19 protein-coding genes are annotated in these 24,215 nt (G+C 39.8%); 11 read left to right on the forward strand and 8 right to left on the reverse strand.

Features of this window, described 5'->3' with window-relative positions:
- Positions 1 to 4: 4 nt before the first annotated feature.
- The 5 genes from ppx to rraB all read right to left on the reverse strand — a co-directional run bounded on the left by ppx (position 5) and on the right by rraB (position 8,459).
- Positions 5 to 1,534 carry an exopolyphosphatase gene (ppx, locus tag DV424_RS07490; protein ID WP_005629911.1) on the reverse strand — a complete coding sequence of 510 codons (1,530 nt, stop codon included), beginning with the start codon at positions 1,532 to 1,534 and terminating at the stop codon, positions 5 to 7.
- A gap of 7 nt (positions 1,535 to 1,541) precedes the next feature.
- On the reverse strand, positions 1,542 to 5,438 hold the full coding sequence (gene tamB, locus DV424_RS07495) for an autotransporter assembly complex protein TamB (RefSeq protein WP_005629910.1): 3,897 nt from the start codon (positions 5,436 to 5,438) through the stop codon (positions 1,542 to 1,544).
- Between the two features lie 9 nt (positions 5,439 to 5,447).
- The gene (tamA, locus tag DV424_RS07500; protein WP_118859591.1) at positions 5,448 to 7,184 is read right to left on the reverse strand and encodes an autotransporter assembly complex protein TamA; all 1,737 of its coding nucleotides are present in this window, start codon (positions 7,182 to 7,184) and stop codon (positions 5,448 to 5,450) included.
- 152 nt (positions 7,185 to 7,336) lie between these two features.
- Positions 7,337 to 7,957: a peptidylprolyl isomerase gene (slyD, locus tag DV424_RS07505; RefSeq protein ID WP_005644067.1), complete on the reverse strand. Its 621-nt coding sequence runs from the start codon at positions 7,955 to 7,957 to the stop codon at positions 7,337 to 7,339.
- Positions 7,958 to 8,036: 79 nt separating this feature from the next.
- Positions 8,037 to 8,459: a ribonuclease E inhibitor RraB gene (gene rraB, locus DV424_RS07510; RefSeq protein ID WP_005629906.1), complete on the reverse strand. Its 423-nt coding sequence runs from the start codon at positions 8,457 to 8,459 to the stop codon at positions 8,037 to 8,039.
- 108 nt (positions 8,460 to 8,567) lie between these two features.
- Here rraB and truD point away from each other — a divergent pair, with 108 nt between their 5' ends.
- From truD to mutS, 9 genes are all read left to right on the forward strand, one after another.
- Positions 8,568 to 9,587 (forward strand): tRNA pseudouridine(13) synthase TruD, encoded by a 1,020-nt coding sequence (gene truD, locus DV424_RS07515; RefSeq protein WP_118859592.1) that lies wholly within the window; start codon positions 8,568 to 8,570, stop codon positions 9,585 to 9,587.
- Between the two features lie 9 nt (positions 9,588 to 9,596).
- Positions 9,597 to 10,337, forward strand: coding sequence for a 5'/3'-nucleotidase SurE (gene surE, locus DV424_RS07520; protein WP_118859593.1), 741 nt, complete (start codon positions 9,597 to 9,599; stop codon positions 10,335 to 10,337).
- Positions 10,338 to 10,366: 29 nt separating this feature from the next.
- A complete protein-coding gene (locus DV424_RS07525; RefSeq protein WP_065246487.1) occupies positions 10,367 to 10,945 on the forward strand; it encodes a YqaA family protein in 579 nt (192 codons plus the stop codon).
- Between the two features lie 9 nt (positions 10,946 to 10,954).
- Entirely contained in the window at positions 10,955 to 11,140 is a 186-nt protein-coding gene (locus DV424_RS07530; protein ID WP_118859594.1) for a hypothetical protein, read from the forward strand.
- 23 nt (positions 11,141 to 11,163) lie between these two features.
- A complete protein-coding gene (gene nlpD, locus DV424_RS07535) occupies positions 11,164 to 12,465 on the forward strand; it encodes a murein hydrolase activator NlpD (RefSeq protein WP_118859595.1) in 1,302 nt (433 codons plus the stop codon).
- A gap of 201 nt (positions 12,466 to 12,666) precedes the next feature.
- Complete coding sequence (gene tnaC, locus DV424_RS09070; RefSeq protein ID WP_111696190.1) at positions 12,667 to 12,747, forward strand: tryptophanase leader peptide; 81 nt, start codon at positions 12,667 to 12,669, stop codon at positions 12,745 to 12,747.
- 87 nt (positions 12,748 to 12,834) lie between these two features.
- The gene (gene tnaA, locus DV424_RS07545; RefSeq protein ID WP_118790320.1) at positions 12,835 to 14,253 is read left to right on the forward strand and encodes a tryptophanase; all 1,419 of its coding nucleotides are present in this window, start codon (positions 12,835 to 12,837) and stop codon (positions 14,251 to 14,253) included.
- A gap of 83 nt (positions 14,254 to 14,336) precedes the next feature.
- Entirely contained in the window at positions 14,337 to 15,572 is a 1,236-nt protein-coding gene (locus DV424_RS07550) for an aromatic amino acid transporter (protein WP_118859596.1), read from the forward strand.
- A gap of 134 nt (positions 15,573 to 15,706) precedes the next feature.
- Positions 15,707 to 18,292 (forward strand): DNA mismatch repair protein MutS, encoded by a 2,586-nt coding sequence (gene mutS / locus DV424_RS07555; RefSeq protein WP_118859597.1) that lies wholly within the window; start codon positions 15,707 to 15,709, stop codon positions 18,290 to 18,292.
- A 35-nt stretch (positions 18,293 to 18,327) separates the two neighbouring features.
- Here mutS and xerC read toward each other — a convergent pair whose 3' ends face one another.
- Complete coding sequence (gene xerC, locus DV424_RS07560; RefSeq protein WP_005644230.1) at positions 18,328 to 19,215, reverse strand: tyrosine recombinase XerC; 888 nt, start codon at positions 19,213 to 19,215, stop codon at positions 18,328 to 18,330.
- The gene (locus tag DV424_RS07565; RefSeq protein WP_005692388.1) at positions 19,209 to 19,649 is read right to left on the reverse strand and encodes a GNAT family N-acetyltransferase; all 441 of its coding nucleotides are present in this window, start codon (positions 19,647 to 19,649) and stop codon (positions 19,209 to 19,211) included. Before DV424_RS07565 ends, xerC begins: the two co-directional genes overlap by 7 nt.
- Positions 19,650 to 19,814: 165 nt before the next feature.
- Here DV424_RS07565 and tpiA point away from each other — a divergent pair, with 165 nt between their 5' ends.
- The gene (gene tpiA / locus DV424_RS07570) at positions 19,815 to 20,606 is read left to right on the forward strand and encodes a triose-phosphate isomerase (protein WP_118859598.1); all 792 of its coding nucleotides are present in this window, start codon (positions 19,815 to 19,817) and stop codon (positions 20,604 to 20,606) included.
- A 54-nt stretch (positions 20,607 to 20,660) separates the two neighbouring features.
- Here tpiA and DV424_RS07575 read toward each other — a convergent pair whose 3' ends face one another.
- The gene (locus DV424_RS07575) at positions 20,661 to 21,647 is read right to left on the reverse strand and encodes an IS3 family transposase (RefSeq protein ID WP_118859599.1); all 987 of its coding nucleotides are present in this window, start codon (positions 21,645 to 21,647) and stop codon (positions 20,661 to 20,663) included.
- Between the two features lie 211 nt (positions 21,648 to 21,858).
- On the opposite strand from DV424_RS07575, the gene lptD reads away from it, so the two are divergent.
- On the forward strand, positions 21,859 to 24,207 hold the full coding sequence (gene lptD / locus DV424_RS07580; protein ID WP_118859600.1) for an LPS assembly protein LptD: 2,349 nt from the start codon (positions 21,859 to 21,861) through the stop codon (positions 24,205 to 24,207).
- The last annotated feature ends 8 nt before the right edge of the window (positions 24,208 to 24,215 follow it).

A 24,215-nucleotide genomic window follows, 5' to 3' on the forward strand; every position in this document is an offset into this window, starting at 1 on the left:
ATAATTAATAAAAAACTAAACTGCTTTCAAACTCTTTCAAAAGATTACTTTCAGCTCGCAATTCATTCCAAATTAACGGGTTACGGTCTAAGTATCCGCTTTCAAAATTCAATGTCCAATCATTCAAAGTGTGATGCATTTCAAGGGTGAAATTTTTTGCAGTTTCTGTTGCTTGACGGGATTTATTGAGAATAACTGCAAGCCGAAGCAATCGCATTAAAGCCATCACATCTTGCTCGCTATAACGTGCAAATTTAAAAAATTCAGCAGGTTTAAGCGTGCCAATATGCCAACGCACTAACGCGGTAAGCAAACGTTGCTGTTCACGATCAAACCCAGGTAATTCCATATTTTGTAAGATATACGCCGAATGTTTTTGTAAACCTTTGTGATTAATTACAATGCCAACTTCATGCAAGCGCGCTGCCCAAAGCAGGATTTCGCGCATTTCTTCAATAAACTCTGTCGATTGCCAATCTTTATATTGTGCACTGAGTAAATTAGCACTATCCGCAACGCGATGAGCTTGAGCTTGGTCAATATTGAATTGTTCGCTTAATCCCCAAGCAGTGCGTGCTCGAATATCTGCAACTTGGAAGTTTTTTTCTAGGCTATAAATCACGCCTTCGCGCAATGCGCCGTCAGAATAGCGCATTTGTTGAATATGAAAAACTTCAAACACCGCACTTAAAATCGCTAAACCGGGTACAAAAACATCCACGCGGTCTTGGTTTAAACCGTTAATATTTAGCTCGGTAAAATGCTTGGCTTGTAGTGTTTGTTCAATTAGAGCATTTAATCGCTCGGCTGTAATGGTTCCATTTGGATCAAGATTAGTCGCAATGACTTGCGCCACAGTTTTAATTGTCCCCGATGAGCCGAGCACAGATTGCCAACCTAATTTGCGATATTCAAAGCCTAAATCTTCGATTTTATTGACCGCACTTTGGCGCGCTCGTTGAAAGTTTTCTGTGGAAATGACACCATCGGTAAAAAATTGAGTCGCAAAACTCACGCACCCCATGTGACGACTTTCCGCCACAAGCGGTGTGAAATCATCGCCGATGATCATTTCTGTCGAGCCACCACCAATATCCACAACGAGCTTACGACCTTTTTCTGGTTGCGTGTGGCATACGCCAGCGTAGATAGTTTTAGCTTCAGTTTGTCCACTAATAATATTAATGGGATAGGGGAAAACTTTAGCTGCTTGACGTAAAAATTCGTCATTATTCATCGCTCTTCGTAAGGTATAAGTACCAACTACATTGACATTTTCAACAGGAAACCCTTGTAAACGTTCGGCAAATAAGGCTAAGCAATTTACACCACGCGTGATGGCCTCTTGATTAAGCACCGCATTTTCATCTAAGCCCTCTGCGAGTTTCACTTTTTGTTTTAAGCGAGAAAGTACTTGGATTGAGCCGTTCACAATACGTGCCACAATCATGTGGAAACTGTTTGAACCAAGATCAATCGCGGCAATTTCACGTACATTGCCACGATGCTTGGGTTCTAAAATAGCGTCATTCATAACATTCCTAAAATTCAAATTTATAAAGCAAATCAAACACTTGGTTTGTGCTAGAAACGGATTGAAAATAAAGCTGTGGCATTAGGCGATAACGTAATGTGACTTCTGCTAAGCCATCAAATAAACCTACGCCATATTTTATTTGTAAGCGATTGGTAATATTACCACTTACCGTCACTTTGGATTTATCGCCCACGCCAGATGTACCAAGGTTTAAGTCTTGAATACCAAAAACTTCACCAATACTGCCCACTAATTTACCGCTCTTTGAAATGCCTAAACCAATTAATGCTGCGCCAATCGAACCACTGGAGCCAGCTTCACCGCTACTTTCTAACGAACGACCTGTTAATAAATAAGAAAGTGCTTGATCTTGTGGTTTGCTTGGTTCACTGAAAATAGTGACTTCTGGGCTATCGGCTATGCCAATCACTCTCACGCCAGCAGTAATTTTGCTGTCTTCCATTGCTTCAGGATTACGAATAGCCTCAATATTCAACGTAGGTTGTGTCGCTTGGCCAGAAAAACTAATAAGCCCTTTACGAATGAGTAAATCTTGCCCGAAAGAAGCATAGCGACCTTTGGTTAAATTGATTTGACCGAATAAACCTAAATTGCCTTTATCTTGTTTCACTGAAAGTAAACCATCAAGATTGGTTTTTAAGCCATAAGCATCAAGGCTGACGTCTTTACCAATATTGATGCGTAAATCAGAGCGAATATCCATGCCTGATTTTGTTTTTGCGGCAAATTCACGTTTAATCAGTTCTTCTTTGCTCTTATGAGGGCCATTTAAAATAACTTCATCTTCGCTCACTGGCTCAGCTGTGTCTGGTAAGCTATCAATTCTAATTCGCGCCCAAGGAATATCCACTGTTCCGCTTAAATTCAAATCTTTCGGATTCGCTTTCACCGTGATATTTGGACTGAAACGTAGTTTCGCCATAGAAGGAATATCCACGTTGAAATTATTTGCCTGAGCATTTAATTCTGTCGTCCAATGTTCAATATTCGCCCAGTTTGCTCGGCCGGTTAAATTCAAACGACTATCGCTAGTTTCAATTTTTCCCTGTAAGGTGGAATTATTACCGTGGAAATGTACGGCAATATCGCCATCAGTAATATTGACTGGCATGGATTTTAATTTGGTACGAATATTACGAATATTGAAGTTGCCATTTAATAATGGTTTCTCTAAATTCCCGCCAAAACTCAACTTCGAGACTACCTCACCATTCACTGATTCACCACTAGTAAGTAGCTGATTTGCGATCGACAAGTTTAGTCGTTCTATTGCAAGAGTTCCGCCAAGTTGACGATTTTTAGCCAGATCATTTAAATGAATATCACCTACAATCCTGCCTTGGTTATGCACATTGATATCTGTTTTTAAAACCAAATTGTTATTTTGAATGTCGGCGTTAAGGGTTAATTTTGGAATATCCAATTTAAACGTACGGTAATCTAATTTTTGAGAGAAGGCTAAATGATTGCCATCTACTTTGGCGGTAAATTGGAATGGTTTGTCCGTAAACCAAGCAACATTACCTTGCGCTTGTAAATTGCCTTTGAGGCTATCTTGTTCGATAAGTTTATTCACTAAATCCAAATTAACACGTTTAAATTGGAAAGGAATATTCCCTTGCTTGCCTACATTGAATGCTTGGGGGAAACATAATTCTAGATCTATGTTTTGCCAGCAATGTGAAGCAATATTGGCTTGTGTTTGTTTGTGATCGTAAGACACCGTAATAGCTTGGTTAGATTTTACATCGCCAATCGGGGTTTCAAATTTTACCTGTGAAATTGTGCCTTTCCACTGCTCCAAAGTGCGGTCAAAATGACCGTTAATTTGTAAATTTGCAGCAACAGGCTCACCTTGGGATTTAAGCGTTAACAGATGATTTTGTTCATCGCCAGATAAGGCAAGATTAAGTAAACGGAGTTTAACACTTTCACCATAATGAAGTTGCTCCGCCTTAATATTGAATTGCCCTTTAGCTAAAGGATCGCTTTTGATATTCCCTTTCGCACTCGCTTTAAATAATTGGAAACCTTGCAAGTGTAAATTAGACGATACTAAATCAAGAGCAAGGTTTGGACTGGTGAACTGACCAGAAATAGCCGCATGCCCTTTCACATTACCGTTTAAATCAGACCATAAACCACGTAAATTTGGTGCATTTATATCTAGTGCAAAATCAGAATGATCATCTAATACGCCACTGGCTTTAAGATAATTTTCACCATATCTCACCTGCAAATCAGGTACTGTTAGAAGTACATTTTGATTAAGTGTTGCAGAGCCTTTTAAACTGATGGGGTTTGAAGACAGCGTCCCATTTAAATCGGCTACTGGCACTTCCACTTGCCAGACTTGAGAGCCTGCAAAACCACGCGAATGCAATTTGCCAGATAGTGTTGCAGGCATGACAGGTACATAAAAACCGATATTCATTTTTTCTAAATCGGCTTGTATATCCCAGTTTGCCCCCTCTTTCCAGCTTACAGCCCCTACAAATTCACTTTTACCATCTAACGAAGCTATCCCTAATTTATTGACGGTTACTTCATAAAGTTTGCCATCGGCATTAAGGTCCACTTTAGATGCGGGAATATAATCCATTCCATCTACGCCACCCTTAAGCTCAGCATGATAATTCAGTAAATCCCCCGTGAGCTTAAGCGTCACATTATTAATTTTGAGTGGTGCCATTGTGTTTACAAAAGCGTATTGTCCTTTTGCCACATTTAATGTGAGGTTTAATGGCATTTTGTTTTGTGCTAATTGCACGTCGCCATTCAGTTCAGCATCTAATACGCCTTTTGTTTTTAAAGAAAGTGCGGTGGCTTTTTTCAATGATCCCAAAAGCGTAAGATCGACATCACTCGCTGGTAAAATTTCTTTTCCATCGGATTTCAACGGCTCTAAATGGGATTTTAAAGTTAAATCGAGAGGCATATCGCCATCAAGTTGTAATTTACCTTGTGAATAAAGATTACCCAACGAGCTTTCTACCGCTAATTTTTGTAATTGCAGTTGGTTATCGACAGTATCCGCTTGTGCAATCAGGCTTGGGATTTCAATAGATTGAAGTGTTTCACCTTTTTCATTCACCGCTTGATAATGCCAGTTTTTGCCTTTAACCACGGGGACGTGTAAATCAAAAGGAAGAATTATTTCTGATACATTGCCTAAAAAAGCAGGCGTTAAAGATTGCTCAATCGCATCCCAATCTACAGGCTTATTCGGCTGTTCGGCTTTCGACTCTGATTTAACTTCAGGCAATTTTTTTGAAATAACTGAAATATCGTTAATTTCAGTCGGCGCAAGAGTTAAGCCTTTTTCATTATTTAAACTTACCGCACTTTTAAAATGACTGAGAGTAAGATGAGTCTGATCAATATTTACAGATAAATCTTGCACCACCAAATTTTCTGCATTGATACTAATTGGCAAGGAAATACGCTTCATCGGGCCAGACTTTGAATCATCAGGCGTAGATGGAGGCAATAATGCAGTATTAATCGCAATCGTCGGTTTATTTAGAGTGAAATCACGTAAACAAACCTCACGTGAAAGCAAACAACCGAAATCAAGCTGTAAACGTGCTTGTGCAATATGAGTATCAATCCCAGCAGTTTGGTATTGAACATTATTTAACACCAAGCCATTTTGTAATCCGCCTTCAATTTGCTCAACGGAAAAACTATCGAGCATTTTATCGACTAGTTGAATTAAACCTCTTTGCCCCGCATCGAAAGAAAGCACTCCAGCAACACCTAAAACAGGTATAAAAATGACCGCACTTCCGATACAAATAGCCTTGCGTACCCAGTGTTTTTTATTAGGTTTCTCAGGTGATTTTGGTGAAGTTTCTGATGGTTGTATTTGTTCTGTCATAAATTCACCTTAAATTTCTGTACCAAGTCCGATGTAAAATTGAATATTTTTGCTGTTATCTTTATCACGAATCGGGGTGGCAATATCAAATTTAATCGCGCCCACTGGTGATGCCCAACGGACACCAACGCCTGCGCCATAACGTAATTCTTTAGTCGTGTAATCATTGGCTGCTAATCCACTATCTGCGAAGGTCGCTGCCCACCAATTCGGATAAACTTGATATTGATATTCTAAAGAACCCGCAAGTAATCGTGAGCCACCAACCAATTTTCCATTTTTATTTTTAGGCGCAATTTTTTTATAACCATAACCTCGCACACTGCGATCGCCACCAGCAAAGAAACGAAGTGCGGGCGGAATTTTTTCAATATCTTTTGTATGTAAATACCCAACTTCAGCACGAGCAACGATACGGTGATTTTCTGCATAAGTACGAATCCATGCGCTAGAGGCTTGCACTTTTACGAAAGACGCTTCCGATAACCAAACTTTGTTACCTACATCAAAAGTGATTTTTTGTACGTCGCCCCAAGTTGCAAAAGAACCGCCACGTAATCGGGTGCGAGTAAATCCGACCGTTGGATAAAGGAAGAATGTTTTATCGGTTATATCGGCTTGTGTAAAACTGTCGTATCGCGCACGAAGTCCGCCAAAATATTGCCAGCCATGCGCGTTGTTCCAATAACGTAACGCGGACAACGTAAGCGCTCTCGTATTGGTATCATTCTCTTTTTCACCTTCCCAACCGACAGAGTAATCATAGTAATAATTTAATGGATTTTTAAGTAAAGGCTGTCGATAAGTTGCCTCTAGAGTTTGTTTTGGTGCTGAGAGATAAAGATTGGTACGGAAACTATGTCCACGGCTATTAATCCACGGCTTTGTCCAACCAATTTGAGTGTGCAGGCCACCATCAGTTGCAAAGCCCACCCCTAGTTCCATCGCATTTTTTTTACGTGGATAAAGAATAATCTCCACATCTACAGTTTTGCTTTTATGATTAACATTAGGTTGAACTAATACTGAGCTAAACCAATTTGAAGATGAAAAATCGCTGGTTAAATCCGATAAGTTATTCATTAAATACGGATCGCCAGATTTGATGTTAAGAATATTATTTAAGTAATCATCCCGAATTTGTGAATGGCTAAAAGTAATATTGCCATAATGATAACGAACGCCGCTATCAAATAACATTCGCCACCATGCTTGGTGGGTCTCAGGGCTGATTTCTAAACGTGAAATTTTAAATTCCCCATCAAAATATCCACGATTTAATGCTAAACGTGAGATCGCTGTTTTGTAATCATCGTAAGTTTGGTGTTCAACCAAAATGCCTTCTTTCGGCAAATTTTTACGTAACGCATCAAAATTTTCATCTTGTGCGGCTTCCCCTTCAATTTGCACATCAGTGCCCGCAATTTTTGTTGGCTCGCCAGGGGTAACATGAGCAATCAACAAATCGCGTCTGCCTTGACGCTGTTTTCGTTCAAAACGCACGGAAGATTCATAATAACCAAACACACGCAAACCACGATCTACAGCTTTAGCCACCAAATGTTGATAGCGTTCGGAGCCATCCATTTCTTCTTTATTAATCAGATGAACATTGAGATCCGTATTACGAACAGCACGAAAACCACGGATACCTTGAACTTCAATATCAACGGTTTGTTCAGCAAATGCGGGAAAGCAACTTAATGCTAAAAAAAGTGCGGTGAGTTTTAGCGATTTTTTCTTCATTTTAAGGGGCTAAAATTTTCTAAGTAAATTGCGCTATAGTCTACCGAGAAGTTAGTCAGGATCCAATATTTTCAACGTATTTTGTCGGATTTTTAATAAAAAAATACCGCACTTCATTGCTAAAGTGCGGTAATGTTTTCGGCAGTTTTTAATTAATGACCACCGCAGCCACAGCTGCCGTGACCATGTCCGTGCCCGTGACCACCGCCGCAGCATCCGCTGTGTTCGTGATCATGGTCATGATGGTGGTGATGACCACCACAGCCACAACCGTGACCTTCTTCGTCATCATCGTGGTGGTGGCTATGCGCACCGTGAACGTGGCCGTGTGCGATTTCTTCTAACGTTGCCTCACGCGTTGCAACAACTTCAACCGTAAAGTGTAATTCTTGACCCGCTAACATGTGATTTCCATCAACCACAACTTCATCGCCATCGATTTCAGTAATCACCACTGGAACAGGACCAATGTCAGTATCAGCTAAGAAACGCATGCCGACTTCAAGTTCATCAACACCTTGGAATACATCTTTTGGTACACGTTGAACCATATTTTCGCTGTATGCACCGTAACCTTCTTCAGGTTGTACACGTACTTCAAATTTGTCGCCTACTTCTTTGCCTTCAAGCGCTTTTTCAAGACCGATCACTAAATTATTGTGGCCTTGTAAATATTCTAGTGGTTGATTCGCTGGAGCTTCATCTACCAATACGCCATCTTGTGTGCGAACTTGGTAAGCAATGCTCACCACTACATTTTTTGCTACTTTCATTATGTTTTCCTTATAAAAAATCGGTTAAAAAAGCCGTATCATTGTAACGAAAATTATTCCGTGCGCAAGGCTTTACGGATTAATGCACACGAGGTTCTTCTTCATCCTCATCATCAAAAAATTCCCCATCATCACCGTATTCATCGTCATCGGCATTCGGGTCTTCAAAATAGGTGCCCCAGCCATCATAAATGCCTTTATGTTTTTCTAATAACGGAAGGATTTCTTTTTGTTGCGCATCAATAATTTCCGCTTTTAATTCTACTTCACTGATAATGTCAAAACAGAAAATTGGTTTACCATCATCATCTTCAAATTCTTCTGCTTCGGAAACTTCATAACCGGCTTTAAATGCATCTACCGCGATTTTTTCTAACAAATCAAAATCGTGATGAGCAATGTGATGCTCAATAATATAAAGCGCGTCCGGGTCACTACCATCGTTAAGTAAATCAGTGATAATTTCACGGGTTTCTGCTTGTAATTCAGCCAATTTTGACATAATAAAATCCTTCAACAAGAATAAAAGTGCGGTTATTTTAGTGGATAAATCACCAAAAGTCGCATAAAATTTCGCGCAATTATTTTCTATAAAAAAGAACCCTAAACCATGCTCGAGCAACTCCCTTATTTGGCATTAAAAACACCGCCAAAAACCACCGCACTTTTAAAGGCTGAATGTGTGGATTTTATTGTAAAAGAGCATTTAGGCTATGAAATGTCAGGTGACGGTGAGTTTGTTGCCTTGTATGTACGCAAAACAGATTGCAACACCTTATTTGTTGGCGAAAAATTAGCTAAATTTGCCGGTGTTTCTGAACGCAATATGGGATATGCGGGGTTGAAAGATCGTCGAGCGGTGACAGAACAATGGTTTTGTTTACAAATGCCAGGAATGGAAACGCCCGATTTCAGTCAATTTGAATTAGATGGCGTAGAGATTTTAACGGTTACTCGACATAACCGAAAAATTCGCACGGGTAGCCTTGAGGGAAATTATTTCGATATTTTATTACGCGGTGCAGAAGAATCTGATGAGCTTAAAGCGCGGTTGGATTTTGTAGCAAATTTTGGTTTCCCAAATTATTTTACGGAACAACGTTTTGGTCGAGATGGTCATAACCTCACGCAAGCATTGCGTTGGGCGCAAGGGGAAATCAAGGTAAAAGATCGCAAAAAACGCAGTTTTTATCTTTCCGCCGCGCGCAGTGAGATTTTCAATCTGGTTGTGGCTGCGCGTATTGCAAAGGGCACAACAAATCAAGTTTTACCAAATGATATTGTGCAATTAGCCGGTTCGCATAGCTGGTTCAAAGCGGATGAAAAAGAAGACTTAAATGCCTTACAAGTGCGGTTAGAAAATCAAGATATTTTACTCACCGCCCCTTTAATTGGAGAAGATGTGTTGGCCGCAAGCGATATTGAAAATGAAATTGTGAGCCAGCATTCAGTCTTCGATCCTTTAATGAAACAAGAAAGAATGAAGGCAGCGCGTCGTCCATTATTAATGAAAGCAAAAGCGTTTTCTTGGGCATTTGAGCCAGAAGGCTTGCGGTTGAAATTTTATTTGCCAGCAGGCAGTTATGCCACGGCATTGGTTCGTGAGTTAGTAAATTATACAGAAGCATAAGGAAGTACAATGCGAATTTTAGTCAGTAATGATGACGGTTTTCACGTGGAAGGCATTCAAGTTTTAGCAACAGAATTAAGAAAAATTGCAGAAGTCATTGTTGTTGCACCCGATCGTAATCGAAGTGCAGCATCAAGCTCGCTCACATTAGTGGAGCCACTGCGCCCACGCCATTTAGACAATGGCGATTATTGTGTGAATGGTACACCAGCAGATTGTGTACATTTAGCGTTAAATGGATTTTTATCTGGCCAAGTAGATTTAGTGGTATCGGGCATTAATGCGGGTTGTAATATGGGCGATGATACGATTTATTCAGGCACATTAGCTGCAGCTCTTGAAGGTCGCCATTTAGGGTTACCTGCTATTGCGGTTTCGTTAGATGGTCGTCAACATTATGAAACAGCAGCACGAGTGGTGTGTGATCTCATTCCAAAATTACATCATCAATTATTAAATCCTCGTGAAATTATTAATATTAATGTGCCGGATTTACCTTTTGAAGAATTAAAAGGTTACAAGGTGTGTCGCTTGGGTTACCGAGCTTCGTCTGCAGAAGTCATTAAACAAAGGGATCCTCGTGATGAAACCATTTATTGGATTGGCCCTTCAGCATTACCTGAGGATGAAAGCGAGGGAACAGATTTCCATGCAGTAAAAAATGGTTATGTGTCTATCACGCCAATTCAGGCAGATCTTACTGCACATCATTCACTTTCGGCTTTACAAGATTGGTTAGAGCAGGAATAATGGCGCGTTTTACTAACTAGAGAAGAAATATGAAAATTTTCGGCACGATGTACGATAAAACTATGCAATGGTCAACGCACCGTTTTGCGACTTTCTGGCTTTCTTTTGTTAGTTTTATCGAGGCGATATTTTTTCCTATTCCACCCGATGTGATGTTGATCCCAATGTCTATGTCAAAGCCAAAAAGTGCGGTGAAATTTGCATTTTATACGGCAATTGCTTCTGTCATCGGTGGGGTTATCGGTTACGCTATTGGTTATTATGCAACGGATTGGGTAGAAAACATTGTGCAACAATGGGGATATGGTGCGCATTGGGCAAAAGCCATAAATTGGTTTGAGCAATGGGGCGTATTAGTTGTGTTTGTGGCAGGTTTTAGCCCAATTCCTTACAAGGTGTTTACGCTCTGCTCTGGGGTAATGCAAATGGCATTTTTCCCTTTTGCCATCACCGCATTTGTTTCACGTTTAGCGCGCTTCTTGCTGGTGGCAAAATTAGCCGCATGGGGCGGTGAAAAATTCGCAGCAAAATTGCGAAAATCTATTGAAATTATTGGTTGGTCAGTGGTGGCACTGGCTGTCATAGCTTACTTTATATTGAAAAACTAGGATAGAAAAATGAATAAATTAGGTCTTATTTTAATGGCTGGATTCGTATTAGTTGGATGTGCATCAGAACCAGTTAAAGATCCAGATGCGTTGCCAAACGGCATCATGCAACCAGTAGAAGGCACAGGCGCTGTTGCTGGCGGTAGCTTTATGCCGGAAATTAAAAAAAATACAATGCCAGCGCAAACGAAATAATAAAAGAACAATAAGGAATTACTATGAAAAAATCATTTCTCTTACTCCCTTTGAGTCTTGTTGTATTATCGGCTTGTACCTCTAATTCTCCTGCGCCAATTACCAATGCAGATAACACCCTTTCACCTGGTATTATGCAACCTGTAAATGGCGAGAGCACGGGCGGTTCTTGGCAACCTGAAATTCAAAAAAACACCGTACCACCAATGGGTGGTATTCCAACAGGTGTACAAACGCCACAGCCAAATTTCCAACCAACCTATCAACAGCCTGCTATGCCAGCAGCGCCTATTCAACCGGCATTCAAACCTGCACAGCCAGCATTTCAGCCAGCTCAAAAAACAGCTATGCCAGCGCCAGCTGTACAAACAAAAACAATCACTAAAACTGTTTCTGATTGCGTAGATTCGCAACATATTAATGTTCCACGCAATCCAAATACCAATGCCCCAGATTATAGCCAAATTGAAAAAGGATCTTACAAAGGCAATACCTATAAAGTAAACAAAGGCGATACGATGTTCTTAATCGCTTACTTGGCGGGGATTGATGTAAAAGAGTTAGCCGCATTGAATAACATGACCGAGCCTTATAGCTTGAGCCTAGGTCAAACTTTAAAAATTTCTAATTGTGGTACAAAAACAGTGACAACAACGGTTCCAGTAAAACAACCTGCGGCAGCAACGACAACAACTACTGCGGCTGCACCGACAGCACCTGCAGAACCAGCAGTCACCTATACGCCAGGTGCAAATGGTACGCAAATGGGATCTGATGGCACAATCATTGGACCAATTAAATCTGGCGCAGGTGTAGCGAATAGCGCACCTGCAATGGTACCGGTTGCAACTGCACCAGTTGCCCCTGCGACAACACCATCAGTACCAACAACACCAGTAGAGAACACTAATAGCACACCGATTAATGCCAATGTTGTTGCACCAATCGCATCGAATGTGGCATGGCAATGGCCGACTTCAGGTAATATCATTCAAGGTTTCTCCAATACTGATGGCGGAAATAAAGGGATTGATATTAGTGGTTCTCGTGGACAAGCGGTAAAAGCGGCTGCATCAGGTCGCGTCGTGTATGCTGGCAATGCTTTACGTGGTTATGGTAATTTAATCATCATCAAACATAATGATGATTTCCTAAGTGCTTATGCGCATAACGACAAAATTCTTGTAACCGATCAACAAGAAGTCAAAGCTGGTCAAGAAATCGCAAAAATGGGTAGCTCTGGTACAAATACCGTGAAACTCCACTTTGAAATTCGCTATAAAGGTAAATCAGTGGATCCAGTACGTTACCTACCAAGACGTTAATCTTTTTCTAACAAAGAGCGGTGAAAAATCTCAATAAATTTTCACCGCTCTTTTTTTATTAAAAATATTCTGTGAGGAGTATCACAAAATAAAAAAATAATAGATGACAATATTAAATTTTATATTATTCTGATAATGCTTCGTAGTTAGAAGTCAGTGTTAAGTTTTATTAAGTTTCTCTTCTCTTAAAAGGAGTTTAATATGCTCAACTTGCTCTCTCCTAACCAAACTTGGGTTCTTGTTGATCCAAGATTATCTTTTTATTTTCCCATAATTCGTTAATCCTTTCTTATTAACCATCAACGTGTTTTCATTTTAGAAAATAATTTTTTATTTAAACTAAGCAAATTAATTTTTGGGGATTTTGCTATGGAAAATTTTAAACATTTACCTGAACCTTTCCGCATTCGTGTTATTGAACCAGTAAAAAGAACTACTCGTGAGTATCGTGAACAAGCGATCTTAAAATCAGGCATGAATCCATTTTTATTGGATAGTGAAGATATTTTCATTGACTTACTCACAGATAGCGGTACTGGCGCTGTTACACAAGATATGCAAGCTGCAATGTTACGTGGCGATGAAGCCTATAGTGGCAGTCGCAGTTATTATGCGCTAGCTAAAGCAGTGAAAGATATTTTTGGTTATGAATATACAATCCCTACTCACCAAGGCCGTGGTGCTGAACAAATTTATATTCCAGTATTGATTGCTAAACGTGAACGTGAGAAAGGTTTAGATCGCAGCAAAATGGTGGTTTTCTCTAACTATTTCTTTGATACCACACAAGGACATAGCCAAATTAATGGGGCAACGGTTCGCAATGTTTATATCAAAGAGGCATTTGATACAACAGCAAAACATCCATTTAAGGGTAATTTCGATTTAGAAAAATTAGAAAAAGGCATTCAAGAAGTGGGAGCACATAATGTACCTTACATTGTATGTACCATTACTTGTAACTCTGCGGGTGGTCAGCCAGTTTCTATTGCAAACTTAAAAGGCATGTATGAAATTGCGCGTAAATACGATATTCCAGTTATCATGGATTCAGCTCGTTTTGCAGAAAACGCCTATTTTGTTCAACAACGTGAAGAAGCTTATAAAGACTGGACTATTGAACAAATTACTTACGAAAGTTATCGCTATGCTGACGGTTTAGCGATGTCCGCCAAAAAAGATGCTATGGTACCAATGGGCGGTATTTTAGCGTTTAAAGATCAATCAATGGAGGATGTTTATCACGAGTGTAGAACGCTTTGTGTTGTGCAAGAAGGGTTCCCTACTTATGGTGGTTTAGAAGGTGGTGCAATGGAACGCTTGGCTGTTGGCTTGCATGATGGTATGCGCCAAGAATGGCTGGCTTATCGTATTGCGCAAATTGAATATTTGGTTGCAGGCTTAGAAAAAATTGGTGTGCCTTGTCAACAACCGGGTGGCCACGCAGCGTTCGTAGATGCAGGTAAATTATTACCACATATTCCAGCCGACCAATTCCCAGCACAAGCACTTTCTTGCGAACTTTATAAAGTTGCAGGTATAAGAGCGGTAGAAATTGGCTCATTTTTATTAGGACGAGATCCGAAGACGGGTAAACAACTACCGTGTCCAGCTGAGCTTTTACGCTTAACTGTACCACGTGCAACTTATACGCAAACTCATATGGATTTCATTATTGAGGCGTTCCAAAAAGTGAAAGAAAATGCAGAGAATATTAAGGGTTTAACCTTTACTTATGAACCAAAAGTTCTCCGCCACTTTACGGCACGTTTAAAAGAAGTTGAATAATATCACGAAAAATGCAGTTCATTTTGAACTGCATTTTTTTATCAACAGCTAACTCAATAATTTGTTATTGATAAGGATGTTCTATGAAAAAACAACCTTCCATTTTTGGTGGTGCCTGTATTATTGCTAGTGTTTGCGTCGGAGCTGGAATGCTTGGTTTACCAACATCTGGTGCTGGAGCTTGGACAATATGGTCAGCATTAGCAATTTGCTTAACGATGATAATCATGACATTATCAGGCTGGTTATTACTTGAGGCCTATTCTACTTATGATTTAAGAGCATCATTTAGTACCGTAACTAAAGATATGCTCGGTTCAACTATCAATTCTATTAATAATCTTGCGGTGTATTTTGTCGGGGGTATTTTACTTTATGCTTATACCACTGCATCTGGAGGTATACTAGAAAACCTTATTAAACCGTGGATTGATTTTGGTTCATCTACATTGGCAATTTGCTCCACTGTATTTGTATTAGTCTTTTCCTTCTTTGTTTGGCATTCCACTCGCATTGTAGACAGAATATCTGTTTTATTGATTGTATTCATGGGGTTTGCTTTTATTTTTAGTACTTATGGATTAGCAACTAATATTAGTTTAGATACTTTATTAGATATTGGTGGAAAAGATACAAACTATGCAAAATATGCGGTAGGGATGTTTCCTGTTGCGTTAACATCTTTCGGTTACCATCATTCTGTTTGTACGATGCGAGCCTACTATGGGGAAGAGAAAAAAGCGAAATACGCTATTTTAGGCGGAACAGCAATTGCTCTTACTCTTTATTTACTTTGGATTTTTTCAATTTTTGGAAATTTGCCTCGCGATCAATTTGCACCTGTAATAGCTAGTGATGGCAATCTAGATATATTACTTAACGCTTTAGGTGGGGTAATAGAATCTAACATGGTTAAACAAATGATTAATGCCTTTTCTATCGCCGCAATTTTGTCATCTTTTATTGGCGTAGGGTTAGGCGTATTCGATTATCTCGCTGATTTCTTCAAATTTGATAATGGCAAAATTGGACGAACAAAGTCATGGGCAGTGACTTTCCTACCTCCACTAATTATGTCAATTTTATTTCCATTGGGTTTCTTAAAAGCCATTGGGTATGCCGGCGCAGTAGCGACAATTTGGACTTGCATAATTCCAGCGCTTCTTGCTTATAAATCTCGCAAAATAAATGCAGCAGCAACAACATTCCGAGTTTTTGGTGGAAATGGATTAATAATCTTCATTGCATTATTTGGTGTTTTTGTGGCTATTTTCCATTTTCTAGCAATGTTTGACTACTTGCCTGTCTTTAAAGGATAAATATCAACTGAAAGAGCGGTGAAAAAACTCAACAAATTTTCACCGCTCTTTTTTATCTGGCTTTTTCCCCTTTCGGCACCTAAAATAGCCGCCACAAAATCTCTCTTTATTCAGTTTCCAAAACAGGTAATGACATGACTTCTGAAGAAAATTTCCAACAGCACACGCCAATGATGCAACAATATCTAAAACTCAAAGCAGAGAATCCAGATATTTTGTTGTTTTATCGCATGGGGGATTTTTACGAGTTGTTTTATGACGATGCGAAAAAAGCGGCCGCATTGTTGGATATTTCTTTGACGAAACGAGGTCAATCAGCAGGGCAACCCATTCCAATGGCTGGGGTGCCTTATCATGCAGTAGAAGGTTATTTAGCAAAATTGGTTCAGTTGGGTGAGCCTGTGGCGATTTGCGAACAAATTGGTGATCCAGCGACAAGCAAAGGGCCGGTGGAGCGCCAAATTGTGCGAATTGTTACACCCGGTACGGTGAGTGATGAAGCGCTTTTGCCAGAGCGCCAAGACAATCTGATTGCTGCGGTATATCAAGAAAAAGAAAAATTTGGATTAGCCACTTTAGATATGACTTCTGGCCGTTTTCAGCTTTGTGAACCTGCAGATAAAGAAACATTGCGTGCTGAACTGCAACGTATTGCACCTGTGGAATTGCTGTATTGTGAAGAATTTAATGAAATGGCTGCGATTGAACATTGCAAGGGATTACGCCGTCGCCCGATTTGGGAATTTGAACTTAGCACTGCCATTACCTTACTGAATCGCCAATTTGGCACAAAAGATTTACGCGCCTTTGGTGTGGAAAAATCTCCGCTCGGCTTAAGTGCGGCAGGTTGTTTATTGCAATATGCAAAAGAAACCCAACGTACTGCATTACCCCATATTCAAAGCATTAGCTTAATTCAAAATCAAGACTGTATTCAGTTAGATGCCGCCACTCGCAGAAATCTTGAATTGACGCAAAACCTTGCGGGTGGCACAGAAAATACGCTAGCGTCTGTATTGGATAAATGCGTTACGCCAATGGGCAGCCGCTTATTGAAACGTTGGATTCACCAGCCTATTCGTGATGTGGAAAGATTAAAACAACGCCAACAAGCGATTGCGGAAATTCTGAATTTTGATTTGGTTGATGAACTTCAGCCTTATTTGCAATTAGTCGGTGATATGGAGCGTATTTTAGCGCGTGTGGCGCTACGTTCAGCGCGTCCTCGCGATCTCACTCGCTTGCGCACGGCATTAGAACAAATTCCAGTATTACGCGCGATTGTGCAACAAAAAACACCGCCATTTTTAACCGCTCTTTTCAGCCAAATTGCCGATTTCAGCGAGCAGTGCGATTTATTGCAACGTGCATTGATTGAAACGCCTCCGCTTTTAATTCGGGATGGTGGCGTGATTGCTGAAGGTTACCATGCCGAGTTGGACGAATGGCGTATGCTGTCTGATGGTGCAACGCAATATTTGGAAAACCTCGAAAAACGTGAGCGTGAAAGCACAGGCATTGATACGTTAAAAATCGGTTTTAATGCAGTGCATGGTTATTACATTCAAATTAGCCAAGGCCAAGCGCATAAAGCGCCCATTCATTATGTTCGTCGTCAAACCCTGAAAAATGCAGAGCGTTACATTATTCCTGAACTCAAAGAATATGAAGACAAAGTGCTGAAATCGAAAGGCGCAGCGTTAGCGTTAGAAAAGCAGCTTTATGATGAATTGTTTGATTTATTATTACCGCACTTAGGCACCTTACAGCTGGCAAGCCTTGCACTTTCTGAATTGGATGTATTGGTCAATCTTGCGGAGCGGGCAGACACCCTCAATTACGTTATGCCAACATTCTGTGATGAAGTGAGCGTGAAAATTGAAAATGGTCGCCATCCTGTCGTGGAACAAGTATTGAAAGATCCTTTCATCGCCAACCCAGTGGAGTTAAATCACAACCGTCATTTGTTAGTTATCACTGGGCCAAATATGGGCGGTAAAAGCACTTATATGCGCCAGACCGCATTAATTACGTTGCTTGCCTATATCGGCAGCTTTGTGCCGGCAGACAGAGTGCGAATTGGGCCAATTGATCGTATTTTTACTCGAATTGGTGCGTCTGATGATTTAGCCTCAGGACGTTCAACCTTTATGGTGGAAATGACTGAAATGGCAAATATTCTTCATCAAGCTACAGCGCAAAGTCTCGTCCTTATTGATGAAATCGGTCGTGGCACATCCACTTATGATGGCTTATCCTTAGCTTGGGCTTGTGCAGAATGGTTAGCCAAAAAAATCCGCTCGCTTACATTATTTGCCACCCATTATTTTGAATTAACTGCGTTGCCTGAACAGCTAGAAGGCATCGCCAATATTCATTTAGATGCCCTTGAGCATAACAACACCATCGCCTTTATGCACGCCGTACAAGATGGTGCAGCAAGTAAAAGTTATGGTTTGGCGGTGGCAGCTTTGGCTGGCGTGCCACAATCCGTTATTAAACTGGCAAAACAGAAATTGACACAATTAGAAAAAACATCAGGCCATTCAGCCGAACAGCAAATTCAGGCATTGCGTGAAGCCAATCACACTCAAGGTGAATTATTGTTTGAACAAGAAACGGATGCACTAAGAGAGGCTATTGAAAAACTGGATCCCGATGATTTAAGCCCTAAACAAGCCTTGGCATATTTGTATCAGTTAAAGAAAATGGTGGGATAAATCTTACAAAAGTGCGGTGAAATTTCACCGCATTTTTACTTTTTACGTTTCGCTCTTGGATGAGCCTGATCGTACACTTCTGCTAGATGTTGAAAATTTAAGTGAGTATAAATTTGTGTGGTGGAAAGATTACTATGCCCAAGCAATTCTTGCACAGCGCGTAAATCAGAACTGGCTTCCAACATATGCGTCGCAAAAGAATGACGCAGTTTGTGCGGATTAAGATGGCTATTTAAGCCTTGACGAATTCCCCAAGTTTCCAAACGTTTTTGAATAGCTCGATGAGAAATACGATTTCCAAGCTGGCTAACAAATAACGCCTCATCTTTTGGGTTAAATAATGCCCGCACTTTTAACCATTCTTGAATAGCATGCGAAGCGTAACGCCCAAATGGCACTACACGCTCTTTGTTGCCTTTCCCGATAACACGCACTTCCCGCACACGGGTATTAATGCTGTTTAAATCTAAGCCTTGTAATTCCGATAAACGTAAACCTGAACTATACATTAATTCTAAAATAGCACGATCACGAATATCAATCGGCTCTTTGCTATCGTTGGCAAGCAACTGCTGAACTTGCTCGCCATCCATATTTTTCGGTAAATGCTTACCTTGTTTCGGTGCGGAAATACCTGTAGCAGGATTTACTTTCAATTCGCCTTGTTGCACCAAAAAACTGAGAAATCGACGCAATGCGGATAAACGCAAAGCCAAGCTTTTTTCTTTTAAGCCTTGTTTTTTGCTTTCCGCCAAAATAAAGCGCACCACGCTGGGTGTCACTTGTGCCCAAGCGTGAATATCTTGTTGCGCTAAAATTTTGATGATGGCATCAAGTTGATGTTGATAATTGGTGAGCGTGTGAGGGCTCATTTGGCGTTCAATCCGCAAATAATCCCAATAACGATTTAACGCGGTTAGCATGACAAACTCAATTCAAATAAACGTTCTTTCGGGTTTAATTTAAACCCTTCCGATTCCAACATTGAATATTGATTTTGCGCTAATTCCGCTACTAAACGATTGGATTGCGTGAAATGCACAAAGTCTTTTGCTTTAGAAATCAACGCCGCATAAATTTCCGTTTGTTGAGCATGTTCTAACACAAAAATATCGGTGATTTGCCAATAGCGTTGTAATTGTAAAGAAGAAAGGCGAGGGAAAAGCTGCACAAAGCCAATAGCCTTTTCATTTTCATCCACCGCAATAAAAAACAGACTTTCATTAAAACGCATACGATTAGTTAAAAAAGCCAGGGTGCGTTCTGGATTCTCTGCTTGTCCATAGGCTTGGCGATAGGTTTCAAAAAGAGGAAGAAGCACTTCAATATTCCATTGTTCAGCTTTGAAAAGTTTCATAATTGGTTATTTTTTATTGGTTCCATACAGGTAATTGTAGCTTTTTAGCACAAGATAATCATCTTTCTATGAGAATTTTTTTAATTTTATGATCTTCTGCAAAGAATCGTGGCGAAATTTTGGTATAGTAAGCGAGTTAATTTTATCAACTATGGAGAAATAAAAATGGCACGTCGTCCTTTAGTGATGGGTAACTGGAAATTAAACGGTTCTAAAGCGTTCACCAAAGAATTAATCGAGGGATTAAAAGCGGAATTACATGATGTAACAGGTTGTGATGTAGCAATTGCCCCCCCCGTTATGTATTTAGGTACGGCTGAAGCTGCACTTTCTGGTTGTGGTTGCAGTTGTGGCGGTAAAAGTGTGGTTCAATTAGGTGCACAAAACGTAGATATCAATGTGAAAGGTGCATTTACTGGTGATATTTCTAGCGAAATGTTAAAAGATTTCGGTGCAAAATATATCATTATTGGCCATTCTGAGCGTCGTACTTACCACAAAGAAAGTGATGAATTTGTGGCGAAAAAATTCGCCGCACTTAAAGAAGCAGGTTTAGTGCCAGTATTATGTATTGGTGAATCTGAAGCAGAAAACGAAGCAGGCAAAACAGAAGAAGTGTGCGCACGTCAAATTGATGCAGTCATCAATGCATTAGGCGTAGAAGCATTCAACGGTGCAGTGATCGCTTATGAACCAATCTGGGCGATCGGTACGGGTAAATCTGCGACCCCAGCACAAGCGCAAGCCGTTCATGCATTTATCCGCGGTCACATCGCTGCGAAATCTCAAGCCGTGGCAGACCAAGTAATTATTCAATACGGCGGTTCTGTAAATGATGCAAATGCCGCTGAATTATTTACTCAGCCAGACATCGACGGTGCATTAGTGGGTGGCGCATCATTAAAAGCCTCAGCATTTGCAGTAATTGTAAAAGCAGCGGCAGCAGCGAAAAATTAATTTTGGGGCTGTACTAGATAACGACTAAATGATCTACCCCAAAAAGTTAGACTGTTAAATCAAGGACTGAGTTCTGTACTCCACAGGGCTTAGTCCTTTTAGTTTCCCCTGAATACGCTCATGATTGTAATAATGAATGTACTCATGAATCGTTTTTTTGAGTTGTTCGAAAGTATCAAACTGTTTCCCTTCGTAACACTCCGTTTTTAACCGCCTAAAGAAACTCTCCATCGCCGCATTATCTAAACAATTTCCTTTTCTCGACATACTTTTTCGAATACCGTGTTTTAAGAGGATTACTTGATACCCTCTCATTTGATATTGCCATCCTTGGTCTGAATGTAAAATAGGCGTTTTCCCATTAAGCCTTGTTACCGCTTGCGCCATCATTCGAGTGTTCTGCTCAAAATTCGAACTTCTTGATAAATCATAGGCAATGATTTCATGATTAAATAAGTCTTTAATGGGCGATAAATACAGCTTACCTTCTGCACATTTCAATTCAGTGAGGTCTGTTACCCACTTTTCGTTTGGTTGGCTTGCGGTAAAGTTACGAGCTAATAAATTATCAGCAATACGACCTCTTTCACCTTGGTAAGTGCGGTATTTTTTTCTCTTATTTTTCCCCTTTCCCTTAATCTCAGTTTTGGGTTTAGGTAGCATTTTGGGATATTGTGGTTTTATACTAGGACGACCTTTAGGTTTTGGCATTAAACCGTTTATACCTTGTCTTTCAAAGGCTTGCAACCATTGACTGATTATCCCTGAATTGGCAATACCGAAATGCAGACAAGCAGATTCTGCAGAACATTTTCCTTGTTTAACCGCTTGAACAACCGAGAGTTTAAATTCTGGAAAATACGTTTGTTTCTTGCCTCTGACTTCTAACCCATTGTTTCCATTGTGATTGAATTGTTTAATACAACGATTTAATGTTTGTTCTGTAAGTTGAAAATGTTGTCTGGTGAGAGAACGATTTTTACCATGTTGAAGATAAAAACCGCTCACTTGTTGTTTGAAGGATTGGTTGAGTTTAGTCATAAAAAATCTACACCTTAATCAGTTCGTTGTTTAGTCCAACTTTTGGGGTGCAGATCAGTGTAGTTATCTAGGCCACTCCCTTTAATTTTATGCAAGAAAAATTATAGAAAACTCTAGATACATTCCATCAACAGTTTATTGAAAAATATTACTAGCCTAGAGCTTTTTCCAGTATAATCTGACCAATTTTCTGACAAATTAAAATAAGACGATGAATAAAAAACACACTTTAATTTCACTTGCTATTTTGACCGCACTTTATAGCCAACAAAGTTTGGCAGATTTGCATGAACAATGTTTAATGGGCGTGCCAAAATTTAGCGGTGAAGTCGTGACGGGTGATGTGAATTCTCTGCCTGTCTATATTGAAGCGGATAATGCAGAAATTAATCAGCCAAATGATGCGACCTATCAAGGTAATGTGGATTTGAAACAAGGCAATCGTCATTTGTTAGCACAATCCGTGCAGGTAAAACAATCAGGAAACCAATCAACGCCTTTACGCATGGCTTATGTCCGCAATGGATTTGATTATAAAGATAATCAGATCAATATGTTGGGTAAAGATGCAGAGTTTAATTTAGATAGTCACGATGGTAATTTAACAAATTCAGAATATGAATTTGTCGGTCGTCAAGGACGTGGTAAAGCTGATAATATAACACTGCATAATAATTATCGTGTAATGAAGAATGCAACCTTTACGTCATGTTTGCAAGGTGATAATGCTTGGGCAGTAGATGCGTCAGAAATTCGTCAATACGTGAAAGAAGAATATGCTGAAATGTGGCATGCTCGTTTCAAAGTGCATGGCGTTCCTGTCTTTTATACCCCTTACTTACAATTACCCATTGGAGATCGTCGTCGTTCTGGCTTATTGATTCCAAGTGCGGGAACATCTAGCCGAGATGGTCTTTGGTATGCACAACCAATTTATTGGAATATCGCGCCTAATTACGATCTTACTTTTACCCCGAAATATATGTCTCGCCGTGGTTGGCAAGCAAATGGGGAATTTCGCTATTTAACCCCTATTGGTGAAGGTAAAGTGGCAGGAGAATATTTAGGTAAGGATCGTTACTCTGAATATTCTAGTGATAATCGAAAACGTCATTTGTTCTATTGGAATCACAATTCTAGCTTTTTGCAAAATTGGCGCTTAAATATTGATTATACCCGAGTAAGCGACAAACGTTATTTCAGTGATTTTGAGTCCGTGTATGGTCGCAGTACTGACGGCTACGCAAACCAATATGCTCGCATAGCTTATTATCAACCAAATTATAATTTTTCTCTTTCTGCACGTCAGTTCCAAATTTTTGATGATATTGTAAACATCGGCCCTTATCGTGCAATGCCACAATTAGATTTCAATTACTACAAACATGATTTAGCTAATGGATGGCTAAATTTTAAATTACATTCACAAGCTGTTCGTTTTGATAATGACAGTGAATTAATGCCAACTGCATGGCGTTTCCATGCAGAGCCTAGCCTAAATTCTTTAATGTCAAATAAATACGGCAGTTTGAATATTGAAACTAAACTTTATGCGACTCGCTACGATCAGAAAAAAGGTTCAGGGAAAAATGCAGAGGACGTGCAAAAAACGGTAAATCGAGTTATTCCACAATTTAAAGTTGATTTACAAAGCGTATTAGCACGCGATACAACGTTCTTAAAAGACTATACACAAACTTTCGAACCGCATGTGCAGTATTTATATCGTCCTTACCGAAATCAAAGCAATATTGGTTCAAAACTTAATAATGAGTATTTAGGATTTGGTTACGATTCAGCATTAGTACAGCAAGATTACTATTCGTTATTCCGTGATCGCCGTTATAGTGGTTTAGACCGAATTTCATCGGCGAATCAAGTTACCTTGGGTGGCACAACGCGTTTTTATGATATTGGTGGAGAGGAACGCTTTAATTTATCTGCAGGTCAAATTTATTACTTAAGTAATTCTCGTATTGATGAAAACCCTGCAAATAAAACGCCGACTTCATCATCAGCTTGGGCATTAGAATCTAATTGGAAAATGAGTGATAAATGGCATTGGCGTGGTAGTTATCAATTTGATACTCATACCAATTCAACATCATTAGCAAATACATCACTAGAATATAATCCTGAAAAAAATAATTTAATTCAGTTAAATTATCGATATGCTAACCAAGAATATATTAACCAAAACTTAGGTAAATCAGCTAACGCATATCAACAAGATATCCAACAAGTAGGATTAGTTGTAGGCTGGGAAATTGCCAATAATTGGGCTGTAGTAGGGCGCTATTATCAAGATCTCGCCTTACAAAAACCAGTAGAACAATATATTGGCGTCCAGTATAACAGCTGTTGTTGGGCGGTTGGTGTCGGTGCTAGACGCTATGTCACAAGCCATCAAAATCAAAAGCATAATGAGGTCGTTTACGATAATAGCATTGGTGTAACTTTAGAATTAAGAGGTTTAGGTACCAATGACCATCAAAGCGGTATTCAAGAAATGCTAGAAAAAGGAAAACTACCTTATATTCGAGCATTTAGTTTGGATTAAACATGGTT

The organism is Haemophilus haemolyticus (genome assembly GCF_003493605.1).
Classification (GTDB): domain Bacteria; phylum Pseudomonadota; class Gammaproteobacteria; order Enterobacterales; family Pasteurellaceae; genus Haemophilus; species Haemophilus haemolyticus_J.